Source organism: Pleionea litopenaei, assembly GCF_031198435.1.
Taxonomy (GTDB): Bacteria; Pseudomonadota; Gammaproteobacteria; order Enterobacterales; family Kangiellaceae; genus Pleionea; species Pleionea litopenaei.
On record NZ_CP133548.1, the window covers coordinates 1,465,059 to 1,482,470 of the forward strand.

At 43.7% G+C, this 17,412-nt stretch carries 16 protein-coding genes and 2 tRNA genes; 6 read left to right on the forward strand and 12 right to left on the reverse strand.

The window, feature by feature from the left end:
- Nucleotides 1-133: 133 nt before the first annotated feature.
- The 4 genes from Q9312_RS06500 to Q9312_RS06515 are packed head-to-tail and all read right to left on the reverse strand — an operon-like array spanning nt 134 to nt 1,775.
- Nucleotides 134-556, reverse strand: a complete 423-nt coding sequence (locus Q9312_RS06500; protein WP_309203778.1) for a PspC domain-containing protein — start codon at nt 554-556, stop codon at nt 134-136.
- On the reverse strand, nt 546-806 hold the full coding sequence (gene pspB / locus Q9312_RS06505) for an envelope stress response membrane protein PspB (protein ID WP_309203779.1): 261 nt from the start codon (nt 804-806) through the stop codon (nt 546-548). The genes Q9312_RS06500 and pspB overlap by 11 nt, the downstream gene beginning before the upstream one ends.
- A 25-nt stretch (nt 807-831) precedes the next feature.
- Nucleotides 832-1,506, reverse strand: a complete 675-nt coding sequence (gene pspA, locus Q9312_RS06510) for a phage shock protein PspA (RefSeq protein WP_309203780.1) — start codon at nt 1,504-1,506, stop codon at nt 832-834.
- The gene (locus tag Q9312_RS06515) at nt 1,503-1,775 is read right to left on the reverse strand and encodes a hypothetical protein (protein ID WP_309203781.1); all 273 of its coding nucleotides are present in this window, start codon (nt 1,773-1,775) and stop codon (nt 1,503-1,505) included. Before Q9312_RS06515 ends, pspA begins: the two co-directional genes overlap by 4 nt.
- 246 nt (nt 1,776-2,021) lie before the next feature.
- Between Q9312_RS06515 and pspF the strand changes: the two genes are divergently transcribed.
- The 6 genes from pspF to Q9312_RS06545 are packed head-to-tail and all read left to right on the forward strand — an operon-like array spanning nt 2,022 to nt 8,551.
- Nucleotides 2,022-3,029, forward strand: coding sequence for a phage shock protein operon transcriptional activator (pspF, locus tag Q9312_RS06520; RefSeq protein WP_309203782.1), 1,008 nt, complete (start codon nt 2,022-2,024; stop codon nt 3,027-3,029).
- Nucleotides 3,030-3,037: 8 nt separating this feature from the next.
- Nucleotides 3,038-4,684 carry an ABC transporter substrate-binding protein gene (locus Q9312_RS06525; RefSeq protein ID WP_309203783.1) on the forward strand — a complete coding sequence of 549 codons (1,647 nt, stop codon included), beginning with the start codon at nt 3,038-3,040 and terminating at the stop codon, nt 4,682-4,684.
- Nucleotides 4,684-5,703 (forward strand): ABC transporter permease, encoded by a 1,020-nt coding sequence (locus tag Q9312_RS06530; RefSeq protein ID WP_309203784.1) that lies wholly within the window; start codon nt 4,684-4,686, stop codon nt 5,701-5,703. Before Q9312_RS06525 ends, Q9312_RS06530 begins: the two co-directional genes overlap by 1 nt.
- Entirely contained in the window at nt 5,700-6,593 is an 894-nt protein-coding gene (locus Q9312_RS06535; protein WP_309203785.1) for an ABC transporter permease subunit, read from the forward strand. Before Q9312_RS06530 ends, Q9312_RS06535 begins: the two co-directional genes overlap by 4 nt.
- On the forward strand, nt 6,593-7,585 hold the full coding sequence (locus Q9312_RS06540; RefSeq protein ID WP_309203786.1) for an ABC transporter ATP-binding protein: 993 nt from the start codon (nt 6,593-6,595) through the stop codon (nt 7,583-7,585). Before Q9312_RS06535 ends, Q9312_RS06540 begins: the two co-directional genes overlap by 1 nt.
- 3 nt (nt 7,586-7,588) lie before the next feature.
- Complete coding sequence (locus Q9312_RS06545) at nt 7,589-8,551, forward strand: ABC transporter ATP-binding protein (RefSeq protein ID WP_309203787.1); 963 nt, start codon at nt 7,589-7,591, stop codon at nt 8,549-8,551.
- 56 nt (nt 8,552-8,607) lie between these two features.
- Here Q9312_RS06545 and fabV read toward each other — a convergent pair whose 3' ends face one another.
- The 8 genes from fabV to clpP all read right to left on the reverse strand — a co-directional run bounded on the left by fabV (nt 8,608) and on the right by clpP (nt 17,338).
- The gene (fabV, locus tag Q9312_RS06550; protein ID WP_309203788.1) at nt 8,608-9,786 is read right to left on the reverse strand and encodes an enoyl-ACP reductase FabV; all 1,179 of its coding nucleotides are present in this window, start codon (nt 9,784-9,786) and stop codon (nt 8,608-8,610) included.
- A 160-nt stretch (nt 9,787-9,946) separates the two neighbouring features.
- Nucleotides 9,947-11,851: a SurA N-terminal domain-containing protein gene (locus Q9312_RS06555; RefSeq protein ID WP_309203789.1), complete on the reverse strand. Its 1,905-nt coding sequence runs from the start codon at nt 11,849-11,851 to the stop codon at nt 9,947-9,949.
- Nucleotides 11,852-11,925: 74 nt separating this feature from the next.
- Nucleotides 11,926-12,002: transfer RNA gene (locus Q9312_RS06560), tRNA-Asp, on the reverse strand.
- 44 nt (nt 12,003-12,046) lie between these two features.
- Nucleotides 12,047-12,122: transfer RNA gene (locus Q9312_RS06565), tRNA-Val, on the reverse strand.
- A 12-nt stretch (nt 12,123-12,134) separates the two neighbouring features.
- The gene (locus Q9312_RS06570; RefSeq protein WP_309203790.1) at nt 12,135-12,407 is read right to left on the reverse strand and encodes an HU family DNA-binding protein; all 273 of its coding nucleotides are present in this window, start codon (nt 12,405-12,407) and stop codon (nt 12,135-12,137) included.
- 279 nt (nt 12,408-12,686) lie between these two features.
- A complete protein-coding gene (lon, locus tag Q9312_RS06575) occupies nt 12,687-15,098 on the reverse strand; it encodes an endopeptidase La (RefSeq protein WP_309203791.1) in 2,412 nt (803 codons plus the stop codon).
- 169 nt (nt 15,099-15,267) lie between these two features.
- Nucleotides 15,268-16,563: an ATP-dependent Clp protease ATP-binding subunit ClpX gene (gene clpX, locus Q9312_RS06580; RefSeq protein WP_309203792.1), complete on the reverse strand. Its 1,296-nt coding sequence runs from the start codon at nt 16,561-16,563 to the stop codon at nt 15,268-15,270.
- Between the two features lie 154 nt (nt 16,564-16,717).
- Nucleotides 16,718-17,338, reverse strand: a complete 621-nt coding sequence (clpP, locus tag Q9312_RS06585; RefSeq protein ID WP_309203793.1) for an ATP-dependent Clp endopeptidase proteolytic subunit ClpP — start codon at nt 17,336-17,338, stop codon at nt 16,718-16,720.
- Nucleotides 17,339-17,412: the final 74 nt, after the last annotated feature.

A 17,412-nucleotide genomic window follows, 5' to 3' on the forward strand; every position in this document is an offset into this window, starting at 1 on the left:
TACCGTCATAGTCAATGAGATCGCAGAATAATAAACAATTGAATATCCGCAAAAAATGGTGCTTTTTTGCTCAACGAAGAAGGGAAATAAAAAGGGTTAAAAATGCAATAGTTGGTGGTACGACCAGTACCACCTATTGCTTAATATTAGACAGCTCTTGTTCCAAAATAAATCGCGGCGATGTTACCTCGGCTTCCATCTTTTCTAATCGCTGTTTTAATGAATGTAGTTTATTTTCAATCACTTGAATATCGTGTTTCGGTTTTGAACTTTTGACTTTATCCGACACAGCTCCCTTAATATCGGATACGCAGCGGGCAACTTTTTGCTCTGTCGAGCCGGGTTTGATTGGTCCATCGGCATCGAGCAGTAAGTACGCAATTAAATAAGCAATAATTATGGGTCCACCTGCCGTGAACAAAAAGGCCAACACCACAGCCAATCGCACCACCCATGGTTCGACCTCCAATGAGCGAGCAACACCAGCACACACGCCTGCTATTTTGCTCCGATGACGATCTCGACGCAACGGTGTTTTAAATATATCAGCGCCCATGATTCGTTCTCCAACCGGGAGCTTTGTCATCTAAAATCGACTCTAAATTTTTCACTCGTTCGGTCAACTGTTCGGCAAGCAAGTGAAGTTGTTCAACTTTTTCAGGCTCTGACGTTGACGTTGATTTATTGGTAACTTTTGACTCGCTCGATTTCGTGTTTTTTTCTCCTCGATAATGCAGTTTTAACCAATAAGGAACAACGACGACCAAAAATATCGCTCCTAAGATAAACATCACTTCGTCGGACATTTAATTAACCTCCCAATTGACTTGCTTACTCAGCGTTCTTTGGTTGCTTCAGTTTTTCTTTCAAAGACTTCAACTCGCTCTCAACTTTATCTTGAGCTTCCAATTCCTCAATTTGGCTTTTCAAGTTGGGTTTGCTGCTTACTTGATTGGCCTCCACTTCGGCTTCCATCTGATCCAGTTTTCTCTCAATGCTCTGATACTTCTCTACCACATTACCTGCGTCAGCTTGATACAGCTTGCGGCTGATTTTCACTCGCGATTGTTGGGCATTAAATCGAGTTTGTAACGCTTGTTGACGAGTTCTAGCATCAATCAATTTTTCCTGTAATTGATTGATCTCTTGAGTGAGCTTGCCAATCGTTTCATCGAGGTGGAGAATTTGACTCTCGAGCTCAGCACGTTGCGCTTCGAGTTTATGCTTTTCGGCCAATGCCGCTTTTGCCAAATCTTCACGCTCTTTTTGCAAAGCCAATTCGGCTTTGCTGCGCCAGTCATCCACTTCTTGATTGAGCCACTCTAAACGGCGCAATAACTCTTTTTTATCTGCCAGTGTTTTTGCCGATGAAGTACGAACTTCCACTAACGTATCTTCCATTTCTTGAATGATCATGCGAATCAACTTTTCAGGATTCTCGGCTTTTTCTAGAAGCGCATTCATGTTCGAATTAATAATGTCGGCAAAACGCGAAAAAATACTCACGACTCAATACTCCACTGCTCTTTTTTGAGTGTTTCTGGAACGGGCTCTAAAACCACTCGAATTGGGTTAAAAATATATTCAACTGCCGCAGGCGTCATTTCTGTCTGTTCATCATTGAACGATAATGCAAACAACAAAGAACCTAAAATGGCCAAGCCTAATACGACCGAATTGCGTACCTGTTGCATGGTCACTTTTGTCATAACGTTAGCGCCAAGCCTCCGGTAACGGCTATTGCTGCTCTGATAATTTATACGACTCGACTTCATTGTCTTACCTCCGTTCTAATCAACAACACGATCCTCTCAACCCACTTCAACCATTCGACGGCAATGTTGAGCGATCGCGTTAGTTACCTGTTTGTATGCTTACAAATACCATGCCATCCATTCAAAATCAGGTAACATATTGTTTAATCGGGCTTTTTCGTACAGAAGACTAGTAATCGAATGCAGCTTGAGGTTAAACTTACCAAAATGTCGTGAAATTCACTAATTCTCAAAGCGATGACAGGAATGCCCTTAAGAGAACCGGATAATTTAATTGGCGAATCGAGTTGTTTTTTAGAGTGCTTAGAAAAAGTTTCTCGAGCCGCTGCGCTGAACCGCCCTGTTCTCGTCGTGGGTGAGCGCGGAACTGGTAAAGAGTTAATAGCGTCACGCCTTCATTACCTATCGTCGCGCTGGGAACAGCCTTTTATCAAGCTCAATTGCGCCGCCATTAACGAGAACCTTTTAGAGTCGGAACTCTTTGGCCACGAAGCAGGCTCATTTACTGGTGCAAAAGGAAAACACTCAGGTCGATTTGAACTTGCCGACCGAGGAACCCTGTTTCTTGATGAATTAGCAACCTCTTCACCCTTGGTGCAAGAAAAGTTGTTACGGGTGATTGAGTACGGTGAGTTTGAAAGAGTCGGGGGCAACCGTACCTTGACCGTCGATGTTCGCTTAGTTGCGGCGACCAACGAAGACTTACCGACGCTGGCCGAGCAAGGTAAATTTCGACACGATCTTTTGGATCGACTGGCCTTCGATGTAATTACGCTCCCGCCGTTGCGAGAACGCAAAGAAGATCTACTTTTATTGGCTCATCATTTCGCAGTAAAAATGTCCGTTGAACTCGGAGAGTCTGTTTTCAAGGGGTTTAGTGAGTATGCAGAAAACCAGTTAATAGACTATCATTGGCCAGGTAATGTTCGAGAACTCAAGAATGTGATTGAGCGGAGTATTTATTTGAACGCCACTGACTCTCCTATTGAGGCACTAAATTTGGATCCCTTCGAATCTCCATTTCGCCCAGGGCAATCAAAAAAACCAGTCAGCTCGAACACGCCTAATAAAGCACCCGCCGGAATTGAGTTTCCGTTAGACTTAAAACAATATTCCCAAGATACTGAAATTAACGTCATCAAACAGGCTCTTGAACACGCCCAATTTAATCAGAAAAAGACGGCTGAGCTTTTAAACCTAACTTATCATCAGCTGCGTGGCTATCTTAAAAAATATAGCCTCATTGATGGCTAGCAAAAGCGATGAATCCTTTAATCAAAAAGTTTACATTGACGCTCACTTTGCTCGTGACTAGTAGTTTACTGCTCGTGAGCTGCGAACAAAGTGACATTGAAAAAGAAGCATACTCAAACACCTTAATCTACTGTTCAGAGGGTAGCCCAGATAGTTTCGATCCACACACCGTAACCATAGGAACAGCATTTGATGCTTCGGCGCGACAAGTCTACAACCGACTGGTCGAATTTAAACCTGGAACCGTTGAGATTCAACCATCGTTGGCAGAACGCTGGAAGATTGACACAACCGGAACCCTGTATACTTTTTACCTTCGAAAGAAGGTAGCTTTTCATAGTAATGAAGCCTTTACACCCAGCCGATTTATGACAGCGGACGATGTATTGTTTTCTTTCGAGCGCCAGAAAAATCCAAACCATCCGTACCATAGAGTCGGTAACAGAGACTTTGCCTACTTTAACTTTCAAGGCTTAAACCGTTTAATTCAGACCATCAACGTCATTGATCAACACACCATTCAATTTCAACTCTCGCGACCATACAGCCCATTCTTGTCAGTAATGGCAATGGAGTTTACATCGATAATGTCGGCGGAGTATGGGCAAAAGCTAATTGAGCTAGGTCGCAAAGGCGATATTATCCAAAAGCCAATCGGTACCGGCCCTTTTCGGTTTATTCGATATCAAGCTGACGCTTATATACGTTACAAACGACATGAGCAATATTGGAAAGGTGCTGAATCTCTCGAAAACTTGGTATTCGCTATTACGCCCGACCCATCACTTCGCTTTGCCAGAATGACCGCGGGAGAATGTGATGTTATGAGCAACCCACTGCCCATACAAATAAAAACGTTAACCCAACAATCAAACATCAATGTATTAAGTCAAAGAGGCTTAAATATCGCATACTGGGCATTTAATACACGCAAACCACCACTGGATAACCTGGATGTTCGAAGAGCGCTAAATCATGCGATTAATCGCGAAGCCATTTTAAAAGCGGTTTACTTCGGGCTCGCGGAAAAAGCGAGAAACCCTATTCCACCGAATATGTGGTCACATCTTGATGATATTCCAGAATATGAATATAACCCGCAATTGGCGCGTAACTTACTGTACAAAGCAGGCTATCCAAATGGCTTCGAAATTGATATTTGGACCTTCCCAGAACAAAGAGCTTACAACCCGAACAGTGTAAAAACAGCAGAGTTAATACAGCAAGACCTTAAAGACATCGGTGTTAGGGCAAAAATAATTACCTATGAAGTAGGAACATTTTTGCAAAAAGTTAAACTTGGCGAGCATCAAACAGCGCTTCAAGGTTGGATTGCTGACAATGGTGATCCGGATAACTTTATGAGTTCACTACTCAGCTGTGAAGCGACAATTCCAGGCCAAAACTCGGCATTTTGGTGCCATGAAGAGTTCGACGCCATCATAAAAGATGCTCAAGCAATATCCAACTTAAAACAGCGCACGTTACTCTATCAGCGAGCACAAAAGTTATTCAAGAGTCAGGCGCCGTGGTTAACCATCGCGCATACTCGCCAAAATATTATCGTCAACAAACGAGTGAAAAACCTAAACCTTTCGCTTTCAGGCGGGATATTTTTCAGTGGTGTTCATTTAGATACTGAGGAGTCAAAGTAATGATCGTTATTTTGCTCCGACAACTGGTGATTTTGGGCTTGAGCTTTATCGGCATCACCACTGTATTTTTCTTGTTGACGCAATTTTTACCAGGGGATCCTGTCGTCGTTAATTATGGCAACCTAACGCCAGGATCAGAAGAGTACGAAAAAGCATTTATCGCGTTAGGTCTCGATCAGTCGCTACTGCACCAATACATAATTTACTTATCCAATATCATTCAAGGAGACTTTGGTCACTCAATAGTAACCAACCGTCCAGTGTTTGATGAGTTCCTCACTTTTTTCCCAGCGACTTTTGAGCTTGCAATTTTTGCTTCACTGATCGCCATTGTTATTGGTGTAACGCTTGGCGTGCTCGCTGCGGTTAAGAAAAGTACTTGGATTGATAACTTAGTCATGAGCACTTCTCTTATCGGATATTCCATGCCAATTTTCTGGTGGGGAATGTTACTTATTTTATTTTTTTCACTTGGCCTAGGGTGGACCCCTGTCGCCGGAAGAATAAGTTATGTCTACGATGTCGAGCCCATGACTGGACTCATGTTGGTTGACTCGCTCATTGCTTATCCAAAATATCAAATGTCAGCGTTTGGCGATGCTCTTAAGCACTTAATATTACCTTCCATTGTTTTAGCAACGGTGCCATTGGCAGCCATCGCTAGAATGACACGCTCGTCTATGATTGAAGTCTTGAATGCTGATTACATTCTAACGGCAAAAGCCAAAGGTGTTAGTGATCAGAAAATTATTTGGGTACATGGCTTAAGAAATGCCTTGATCTCACTCGTGACGGTTATCGGTTTGCAAAGCAGCGTATTGTTAACTGGTGCGATATTAACGGAAACTATATTTGCTTGGCCTGGTGTTGGTAAGTGGATGGTAGAAGCAATTTATCGTCGGGACTTTCCCACCATTCAAGGAGGCGTGATTTTAATTGCGTTTTTTGTGGTCTTTATCAATGCCGCCGTCGATGTCGCTTACAATGCAATTAACCCAAGACTGAGGCGGCGCAAATGATGGAAGTAAAAATTTATAAAGATGCTCCCGTTCCAGGTCGTTTATCACAATTTTGGCGCAAATTTCGTAAACATAAAGGCGCCTTGGTTGGGCTTATTGTACTGACCTTGATTGTTTTAATGGCAATCTTTAGTCCATTGATTGCTCCCTTTGATCCAACCGAGCAATTTTCTGACTATTTACGCTATCCACCGGCTTGGACTGCTGATGGTGTAAATCGTCACCTATTAGGTACGGATGATCTCGGTAGAGATTTATTTTCTCGCATTGTTTATGGCTCTCGGTTGTCACTGGGGCTCTCGGCATTAGTCGTGGTTATTGCAGCAGCAGTTGGGATCGCCTTAGGCGCTATCGCGGGCCTGACAAGAGGCGGTATTGAGTACAGTATTTTACGAGTAATGGATATTATTCTTGCGATTCCATCATTGCTGTTAGCGATCGTTATCGTCGCGATTATTGGTCCGGGTTTACCCAACGCTATCTACGCTGTCGCTATTGTTCTTATTCCTCATTTTGTCAGGATCGTTCGAGCGTCAATCCGAGAAGAGATGGCAAAAGACTATGTTTTGGCAGCAAAACTGGATGGCGCCAACTCCATTCGTCTGTTCACTCACTCGATATTACCGAACATTTTGCCACCACTGGTGGTTCAAGTTACCTTAGCGTTTTCGACGGCCCTTATTGATATTGCCGCGCTGGGGTTTCTTGGTATGGGAGCACAGCCACCCAACCCAGAGTGGGGAACTATTTTGTCGCAGTCACGCGCGTTTATTCAGCTTGCTCCTTGGACAGTGACCATTCCAGGATTGGCCATTTTAATTACCGTATTAAGTATTAATTTACTTGGCGATGGCTTGCGTGACGCTCTGAACCCGAAGGAACACCCCTAATGAGTTTGTTGCACATTGAAAACTTAAGCGTTGAGTTTCCTACCCACAAAGGGTATGTGCGTGTGCTTGATAAAGTGTCTCTTCGCATGGAATCAGCAGAGGTATTAGGGGTTGTCGGAGAGTCGGGATCAGGCAAAAGCATGATGGCTCTCGCGGTGATGGGCTTACTGTCACCGAATGCACGACTGACCGCTGACTATATGGCTTTGAACAATCAAGATTTAATGAAATTATCCGGTGAAGCTCGGCGTCATTACGTTGCACAAAATGCCAGTATCATTTTTCAGGAACCTCAATCGAGTTTAAATCCTTGTTTTACTATCGGTTCACAATTGAGAGAAACGATTAAAATTCATGGCACCAGACAAAGAAAGCGGCAACAAGAACAGGCAATAGAATTACTCCATGCCGTTGGCATCAATGATCCAGAAACTCGTCTAAGACAGTATCCTCATCAGTTATCAGGGGGAATGAATCAGCGTGTGATGATAGCAATGGCAGTGGCTGCTCGCCCACAACTACTCATTGCAGATGAGCCGACCACCGCTCTCGATGTGACCATTCAAGCTCAAATTATCGAATTGCTGCTAGAATTGAATCGGCGACACGGCATGGGTCTTATGCTTATTACGCATGATTTTGCCTTGCTGTCTGAATCAACTCAACGCGTATGCGTCATGTACAGTGGTCAAATTATGGAGAACGCCGACACGCAAAATATACTACAAAGTCCTCGACACCCATACAGTCGAGCACTGCTTGAAAGTATTCCACACATAGGCGAGCGTCATCATAAAGGACAACGTTTATACTCATTAAAAGGGATCATTCCAGCGATCGATCACCTTCCAGTGGGTTGTCGGCTAGGTCCGCGATGTCCTCGCGCTTCTAAAGAATGTGTTAAGTCGCCACGACTTGAAATGATTGAAAGTCACGGGCTCGTTCGCTGCCACTTTCCATTGGCCAAAGATAGTTTGTCACAGGGAGAGTAGTTGATGAAAGCACCGGTATTATCCGTAGAAAATTTAACTAAAAATTACCGTCTCTCTGATTGGCGAACACCAAATAAAGTATTGCGGGCAATCGACAACATTACCTTTCAACTTTATCAAGGCCAAACGTTAGCCATTGTGGGTGAGTCGGGCTCAGGAAAATCATCGCTTGCTCGTCAACTGGTTGGAATCGAAGCCCCTAGCGAAGGCAGAATCTTAATTAATAATCAAGACATTTCAACCTTACACAGTCAAGAGCGTAAGCGCACACTGCAAAAAGTACGTATGGTTTTTCAGAATCCTCAAAGTTCTCTTAACCCACACTCACGTGTTGGCTCAACGCTCGAAGAGCCATTAAAAATTAATACCAACTTAGAGAGTAAGCAACGCAAAGACCTAGTGATCGAAGTGTTAAAAAAAGTCGGTCTCAGACCGGAACATACCTCGCGCTTTCCTCATATGTTCTCAGGTGGTCAGCAGCAACGTATTGCCATCGCAAGAGCGCTGATACTTGATCCTGAAGTCATTGTTGCGGATGAGCCATTGAGTGCGCTCGATGTGTCGGTACAAGCGCAAATATTAAACCTGTTAATGAAACTGCAAGAAGAGCTAGAGCTCTCTTACGTATTTATTTCTCACGACCTAGGCGTCGTTGAGCATATCAGTGATCAGGTTATGGTGATGTATCGCGGTCAAATGATGGAGTATGGAGAAGTTGACCAAATCTTTGACTCGCCAATGCATCCATACACTCGCAAACTGCTATCGAGTACACCGACTTATCGGCATACCGTTTCATTTCTCAAAAAGACCCATAGTCGAGACTTTAAGTTGAAGGCAAATTCAGCAGATGGTTGTTCGTTTGCGGCTCGTTGTCCTTATGCAAAAGAAGAATGCATAGAATCAAAACCAAAAACCCGCAATATTGCGGGTCAATTGGTCACTTGTCATTGGCCTCTCTCATAAAAGCTCAGCTTTACTTATCGAGAGGCATGGCTTTGTAAAATGTCGAATCGAAAAATTTATATCCAATTTACCTGAGGATCAACATCCGCTTCGTAATCAACTTGTTCAAATCCAAAACCAAATAACTTCAAAAAGTCTAGGTGGTAACCTTTATAGTCACCTAACTCAGCAAAGTTTTCAGTATTCACTAAGTCCCAACGTTGCTTTATTTTTCCTTGAATATCATCATTGGTTTCGACTGTATCCATGCGTAAACGTCGAGCTTCATCAAGCGGTGGGTTTTCAGCAAAGAGTAAGTTATCGAACAAGCCATAAATTTGCTCAATTACGCCTTCATGACATCCCTCTTCTTTCATCACTTTAAACATTAATGAAATGTACAAGGGCATCACAGGAATGGCAGAGCTTGCTTGAGTGACCACGGCTTTAAGAGAAGACACATAAGCAGCTAAGTTTAAGTCTTGATACTTAGCATTTAACGCAGCCGCGGCTCTATCCAAGTCTTCTTTTGCTTTTCCGATCGTTGCATGTCCATAAATTGGCCATGTAAGCTCTTTTCCGATATAAGTATACGCGGTGGTTTTGCAGTTATCGGCCAAGACGCCAGATTCTGCGAGTGCCGCCATCCAAAGTTCCCAATCTTCGCCGCCCATCACCTTAACGGTATTATCAATATCGTCCTGTGTGGCTGGCTCCAAAGTGACTTCGTGAACCAGTTCTTTACTCGTATCAAACGTTTTAGTGGTGTACTGTTTACCGATTGGCTTCAGCTGAGAATTATAAGTATTGCCTGATACAGGATCGGTACGACGCGGTGATGCCAACGAATAAATAACTAAATCAATTTTTCCTAAATCATTTTTTATTAAATCGATCACCTGCTCTTTCATTTCATTTGAAAAAGCATCACCATTTAAAGTCTTGCAATAAAGGCCAGCATCTTTAGCCGCTTTATGGAAGGCCGCGGTATTATACCAACCTGCGGTGGCGGTTTTCTTTTCGCTTGGCTCTTTCTCGAAGCAAACACCCAATGTATTTGCTTGTGCTCCAAATGCGGCGGTAATCCGTGAAGCCAATCCATAACCTGTTGAGCAACCAATAACCAAAACATTTTTGGGACAATCAACTTGGCCTTGCCCTTTAACATATTCTATCTGCTCATTTACCGAAGCTTCGCATCCAACCGGATGAGCATTAGTACAAATAAAACCACGAATTTTTGGCTTAATAACCATTCTAAATGCCTCAATCTTAAAAAATTTCCGCGACTATGCTAACTCGGTATGACGAGAATAGAAAGTCTCTTTAAACAGGTCGGCTATGTCAGTTAACTAAGAATTTTCTCTATCCAATAATGCAAAAAGCCGGGAATCTCCCGGCTTTTTTAACGAATTATTACTGTTGCTCTATTCGCTCTTGAAACTTCACAATCTCAGCATCGTCTTTCAGCGCCCCCACGAAGGAAGCATAAGAGGTATCAGTGTAGCCTCGCTTGATTCGTGCAATCGCTTGACTTTTTTCTGCTTCAGTAAGTTTAGATGCATCGAAATCTTGGACGTTCACGACTTGAACAAGAATAAAGTCACCGTTCAATGCCTCTTTACTCACTATCGAAGGCTTAACATCAGGTTTTGGTGCTTTAAATGCCAACTGTGTAACTTCAAAGCCTAACTCAGTAGAGTTTCTGCGTATATTTTTGGCTTCTTTCCACTCAAGTTCCAAAGAAGCAAGTAGATCAGCCGCACTAGAAAGGTTCTCCAATTTCTCTTTGATCGCCAATCCAGTTTCTTTGGCTTTTTCCGAAGCCTTTTGTTGTCGAACACTTGCGGTTACTTCGGTTCGAACTTCCTCTAAAGACTGAGTTCTTGAAGCATTATGAGTGTTCGCTCTTAACACCACAAAATGTCCGTCAGCCACTTCAATTAACGACGAGTTACGTTTATTGACTAAGACTTTGTCGCCGTAAGCTTCAGCCACTAACTCAGGGTTAGCAAAAATGCCTTGTCCGCCGGTTGGAGGAAACGCAGTACTCGTTTGAACCTCTACACCAGCCTCGGCGGCCGCTGCAGTTAATGAGTCGTATTTCTCAAAAGCCAATTCTTTCACTTTTTGTTGAACCTTGAAGAAAGCTGCCTCGGCTTTATCTTGCTTGAGCATGGCAATAATTTCATCTCGAACTTCACTAAGCGGACGTACTTCGCCTTGCTCAACATTCAACAACTTAATGATATGGAAACCAAAGCTTGTTTCGACCACCGGAGATACATCACCTACTTGGCTTAGTTGAAACATGGCATTTTCAAAACTTTCTTCCATAACGCCTCGACTGATAACACCCAAGTCGCCACCCTGGTCTGCGGTAAAGTCATCTGACTCTGCTTTGGCTAACTCGGCAAAGTCGGCACCTTGATCGAGTTGCTGCTTCAATGCGTCGACTTTTTCTTTGGCCTCTTCTTTTGATCGTTCTTCAGTCGTAATCAATATGTGCGCAACTTGACGCTGCTCTTCTTTACGATACCGATCTTGATTGCCCTGATAATACTGTTCCACTTCTTCATCAGGTACCGTGATATCCGTCTTGGTGTCGGCTACCTTTAACTCAATATAATCAACGGTTAATGACTCAGGTAACATATATTGCGCCATATTTGCCTGATAGTAACTTTCAACATCCGCTTCGGTAACGTCGACTGAATCTAAAAATTTCTGAGCAGGAATGGTGACACTTTTCACATCGCGCTGCTGCTTCTCAAGTAACAGCTTTCTAACGGCTTCATTTTCAAGAGCAATCTCAGTATCAGTAAACAACTGAGTAAATTGTGTCATTGCAATGTTGTTGGCAACATCTCTCTGAAATTGAGCACGGGATAGACCTTGACTTCTCAAGTAGTCATCAAGACGAGCGGTCGAAAACTTGCCCTCTTCTTGAAACACTGGAACATCTTTGATTTCTGATACAACTTGTTGACCAGATGCAGAAAAGCCGTAGTCGAGAACTTTTTGTTCAACCAGCTTAGAACTAACAAGCGAATCGAGTACATTCAGTCGAAATTGTTGGCGGCGTTCTTCGGTCGAGAACATCATGTTGAATTGCTCTCCATACCGGCTCGCCTGAATATTCACACTTCTATCCCACTCGCTGCGCTTAACTTCTTGCCCGTTAACCTCAGCTACCGCGTCTGCACTGCTGCCGAAACTGCCACCGGTAAAATAGCCGGCAAAAATAAAAGAAATGACAACTATCGCAAGTAATACCTTTATCCACGGCTTTTGAACGCCCGTGCGAATACTTTCCATCATATCGCTGTACCTAAACTTTTTATTTGCTTCTCAAAACGATAAAAAAAACGCGCCTTACTCGGCGCGTTCATTTCTGGCGGAGCGGACGGGACTCGAACCCGCGACCCCCGGCGTGACAGGCCGGTATTCTAACCAGCTGAACTACCGCTCCTTATTCATTTGCTTCAATCTACTGAAGCTATCCCACCCGAAAAGTGGTGGGCGCTACTGGGCTCGAACCAGTGACCCTCGCCTTGTAAGGGCGATGCTCTCCCAACTGAGCTAAGCGCCCATCAAAGGCGCGCTAGTTTACCGCGTCTTTTAATGCTTTACCAGCTTTAAATGCAGGAACCGTTGCCGCTGGAATTTGAATCTTTTCTTTCGTTTGTGGGTTTAAGCCAGTACGTGCAGCGCGTTGTTTTACGCTAAAAGTACCAAAACCAACTAATGCAACCTGATCACCTTTACGTAGTGACTCAGTGATTGCATCTAGAGTTGCATCCAAAGCACGTCCCGCTGCCGCTTTTGAAATATCGGCGCCCGATGCAATTGCATCAATCAATTCAGATTTATTCACTCAACTTCCCCTTGTAATTGTTTTGTGGTCGAACGTTTGCAGTCGTATTTTTAACTTTATACACTGCCAACAAATGTGCGAGCGAACTTTATACCAACTCGGCAAAATCCCTGTCAAGCAACTTTCTGAAAGAAGCCAGTATTTATGCGGCCTAGCGGCTATTTTTTCGTCTCACAGCTGTTTTTTTGCACAATTTGCTAACGACTGCCACTTTTCAGCAAATTATCTCGAATACTGATTTTGTTATCCAAACAATTAAAAAGTCGCTAACAATTCTCTTTAGTGAGTCTTATTCACCTCTGCAGTTTCAACCGAAGCTTTGACGACATTTGCACTTTTCATGGCTTCGTCATCTAACGCTCGTGGTGATGAGACCAAAGCAATTTCAAGTACTTCATCGATCCATTGAACGGGAATAATTTCTAAATCCCCGACGATATTCGCTGGAATCTCTTCTAAGTCTCGACGATTATCTTTTGGGATCACCACTTTGCGGATACCACCTCGATGGGCGGCTAACAACTTCTCTTTTAAGCCACCAATTTTCAGTACTTCGCCACGCAACGTAATTTCACCTGTCATAGCTACATCAGAGTGAACGGCAATACCGGTTAAACTGGAGACCAGTGCCGTGCACATTCCAATGCCAGCACTGGGACCGTCTTTCGGTGTGGCGCCCTCGGGTACATGAACATGAATATCGTGTTTTTCATAAAAATCTTCCACAATACCCAACCGCCGAGCACGACTTCTTACCACCGTCATGGCGGCTTTGATCGACTCTTGCATCACATCGCCTAGCTGACCAGTAAACAGCGTTTTACCTTTACCTGAGGTTGCTACCGCTTCAATCGTTAACAAGTCACCGCCCACTTGGGTCCAAGCCAAGCCAGTTACTTGTCCAATACGCTGCTCTTCTGATGCCTTACCAAAGTCGAACTTTTCTACACCTAAATATTTTTCAAGATTCTTTTCAGTCACCGACAGCTTCTTTGAGCGTGGTTTCAAGGTAACTTGCTTGACGACTTTTCGGCAGACTTTTGCAATTTCGCGCTCCAGTGAGCGAACGCCAGCTTCACGAGTATAATGTTGTACCATTGAGCGCAATGCACCTTTCTGTATGTTCAGCTCATCGTCTTTTAAACCAGCGTGTTCAATTTGCTTAGGAACTAAATACTTCTCAGCAATCGCTAGTTTTTCATCTTCGGTATAACCAGGAATACGAATAACTTCCATGCGGTCTAACAACGGCCCAGGAATATTCATCGAGTTAGCCGTACAAATAAACATAACTTCAGACAAATCATAATCGACTTCTAGATAATGATCGTTGAAATTGGCATTTTGCTCAGGATCCAGCACCTCCAATAGAGCCGATGATGGGTCACCGCGCATATCTGAGGCCATTTTATCAATTTCATCGAGTAAGAAGAGCGGGTTTTTCACCCCTACTTTGCTCATTTTTTGGATAATTTTTCCTGGCATAGAGCCGATATAAGTTCGACGATGGCCGCGAATTTCAGCTTCATCTCTAACGCCCCCGAGTGACACTCGAACATATTCACGGCCAGTGGCTTCTGCGATTGAACGACCCAGTGAGGTTTTACCAACACCCGGAGGGCCAACCAAACAAAGCACTGGACCACGAATTTTATCGACCCGTTGCTGTACTGCTAGATACTCTAAAATTCGTTCTTTGACTTCTTTAAGCCCATAATGGTCATCATCTAAAACCTCTTCCGCACCGGCTAAATCCTTTTTGATTTCGCCGCGTGTATCCCAAGGAATACTGATCATCCACTCAATGTAACCTCGAACAACCGTTGCTTCCGCCGACATAGGAGACATCATTTTTAACTTTCGGAGTTCGCTTTGCGCTTTTTCTAACGCCTCTTTGGGCATGTTAGCTTGTTCGATTTTCTCTTCGAGCTCCGATAGCTCTTTAGAAGAGTCATCACCATCGCCAAGCTCTTTTTGAATGGCTTTCATTTGCTCATTCAAATAATACTCTCGTTGACTGCGCTCCATTTGCTTTTTAACACGACCACGGATTCGCTTTTCGACATTAAGAACGTCAATTTCACCTTCCATCATCGCCATTAAGTGCTCTAAGCGCTCTTTGGTGTCATCTATTTCAAGTACACGTTGCTTCTCTTCTACTTTCAGACTCAAATGTGATGCGATGGTATCTGCTAGTCGGGAAACATCATCAATACCAGACAATGCAGACAGAATCTCTGGCGGCACCTTCTTATTCAACTTTATGTAATTTTCAAAAACGTCGGTCGCTGAACGAGACAGAGCTTCAGCATCGGCATCTTCAGGTAATCGCTCTTCTAATGGCTCGATATTGGCCATCAAAACTTGCTCGTCTTCGCTCAGCTCTAATGCTTTCGCTCGGTAAACGCCCTCGACTAATACCTTTACGTTGCCATCAGGAAGTTTTAGCATCTGCAAAATTTTGGCGACACACCCGAGGGTATAGATGTCTGACTCGGTCGGGTTATCCGTTGTTGCATCTTTTTGAGCCAAAAGTAGGACATGTTTAGACTCGGCTTCATTGGCCAGCTCTAAGGCTTGTATCGACTTTGCTCGACCGACAAACAGCGGAATTACCATGTGCGGAAATACCACAACATCTCGCAATGGGAGAACGGGTAACTGATTTGACGATAATTCTGTATTCGACATAACTGCTGTCTCGATAAAATTGGTTTAACTCTCATTATGGGGGTTAACAACTATTATTCAATTCCCTGCCAAAAATATTCCTCGACAGAATTTAGCCCCACGCAATAAAACTCATAGGCTTAAACGAAAAAAGGCCCGAAACGGGCCTTCTAAGGATGCGAAGATAATATTAGTTATCCGCAGATGCCGCTTTGCTCTTGGCGTCGTTTTCAAAAATCAACAGCGGCTCAGACTCACCATCAACCACCGCTTGGTCAATAGCAACTTTCGATACACCTTCCATCGAAGGAAGCTTATACATCGTATCTAGCAAGACTTTTTCCATAATCGAGCGCAATCCACGAGCACCAGTTTTTCGCTCCATACCTTTCCGGGCAACCGCTCGTAAAGCATCTTCTCTGAACTCTAAAACCACATCTTCCATTTCAAAGAGCTTTGAATACTGCTTGGTCAATGCATTTTTAGGCTCTTTCAGAATTCGAATCAATGCGTCTTCATCGAGCTCTTCAAGGGTCGCAACTATGGGTAAGCGCCCTACAAACTCTGGAATTAAGCCATATTTCACTAAATCGTCTGGCTCGCAGTCTCGCAATACTTCGCCGACATTTTTTGAATCATCTTTGGCTCGAACTTCAGCACCAAAGCCAATGCCACTTTTCTCTGACCGATCTCGGATAACTTTGTCGAGACCGGCGAAAGCACCGCCACAAATAAACAGGATATTCCGAGTGTCTACTTGAAGAAACTCTTGCTGAGGATGCTTGCGGCCACCTTGCGGAGGAACGGAAGCCACCGTGCCTTCAATGAGCTTCAAAAGTGCTTGCTGTACACCTTCTCCAGATACATCACGGGTAATTGAAGGGTTGTCAGCTTTGCGCGAAATTTTATCAATTTCATCAATGTAAACAATACCTTGTTGCGCTTTGTCGACATCGTAGTCGCAACGCTGCAGCAGCTTCTGGATAATATTTTCAACATCTTCACCAACGTACCCAGCCTCAGTCAGTGTCGTCGCGTCGGCAATGGTAAATGGTACGTTCAAAAGCCTTGCGAGTGTTTCGGCGAGTAAGGTTTTACCGCTACCAGTTGGACCGACGAGCAAAATATTACTTTTGCCTAATTCAACACCTTCAGACTTACTAGAGACATTTGAGTTGAGACGCTTGTAATGGTTGTAAACTGCAACCGCTAACACTTTCTTAGCCTGGGTTTGGCCAATGACGTACTCATTTAAGATTTCGTTGATCTCTTCTGGAGTCGGTAATTTAATACCTTCAGCTTCCTGAACGATGTCTTCGACTTCTTCACGAATAATATCGTTACAGAGCTCAACACACTCATCACATATGAAAACCGAAGGTCCCGCAATCAGCTTGCGGACTTCGTGTTGGCTTTTACCACAGAAGGAACAGTACAACAGCTTACCGCTGTCATCCTTTCCGCCAGAGCCTTTGTTATCAGTCATGAACTGTCCTCGAATTCGGTTAATCTGCAGACTTCAGCCGTATTAAGCCGATTTACTACTATGTTAGCCGTTTTTACCTAAATTGTCGCAATCACAGTTAAAAACCACTGTAATTATCGCAAGTTATAATATTTCGCTATATCACCTAGAACGACTATTTCTCGTTTCGGTTGCTTAATACTTTGTCCACCAAACCATATTCAGCTGCAGCCGCGGCGCTCATAAAGTTATCTCGGTCAGTATCACGCTCAATATCAGCCAAATCTCGTCCCGTATGGAACGCGAGAATTTCATTCAGCGTAGCACGCATTTTCAAGATTTCTTTGGCATGTATCTCAATATCAGAAGCCTGACCTTGAAAACCACCCAATGGTTGATGAATCATAATTCGCGAGTTAGGTAGCGCATAGCGTTTCTCTTTCGCTCCGCCAGCCAGCAAAAAAGCGCCCATACTGCATGCCTGCCCAATACACAAGGTGCTTACGTCGGGCTTAATAAATTGCATAGTGTCATAAATCGACATACCAGCAGTGACCGAGCCACCGGGTGAATTGATGTATAAAAAGATGTCTTTCTCAGGATTTTCAGACTCAAGAAACAACATTTGAGCCACTACGAGATTGGCCATATGATCTTCGACCGGTCCCACTAAAAATATTACTCGCTCCTTTAACAGACGTGAGTAAATATCGTATGAGCGTTCCCCTTTTGCGGTTTGCTCAACTACCATTGGTACCAATGCAGCAGCAGTCTCAATACGATTCTCGTCCAGCATGCTCTCTCCTAATCTTCGTCGCGTATGCTTTTGATATAAATAAGGCCTGTTTTAGCATAATCAAGCTAACAAAC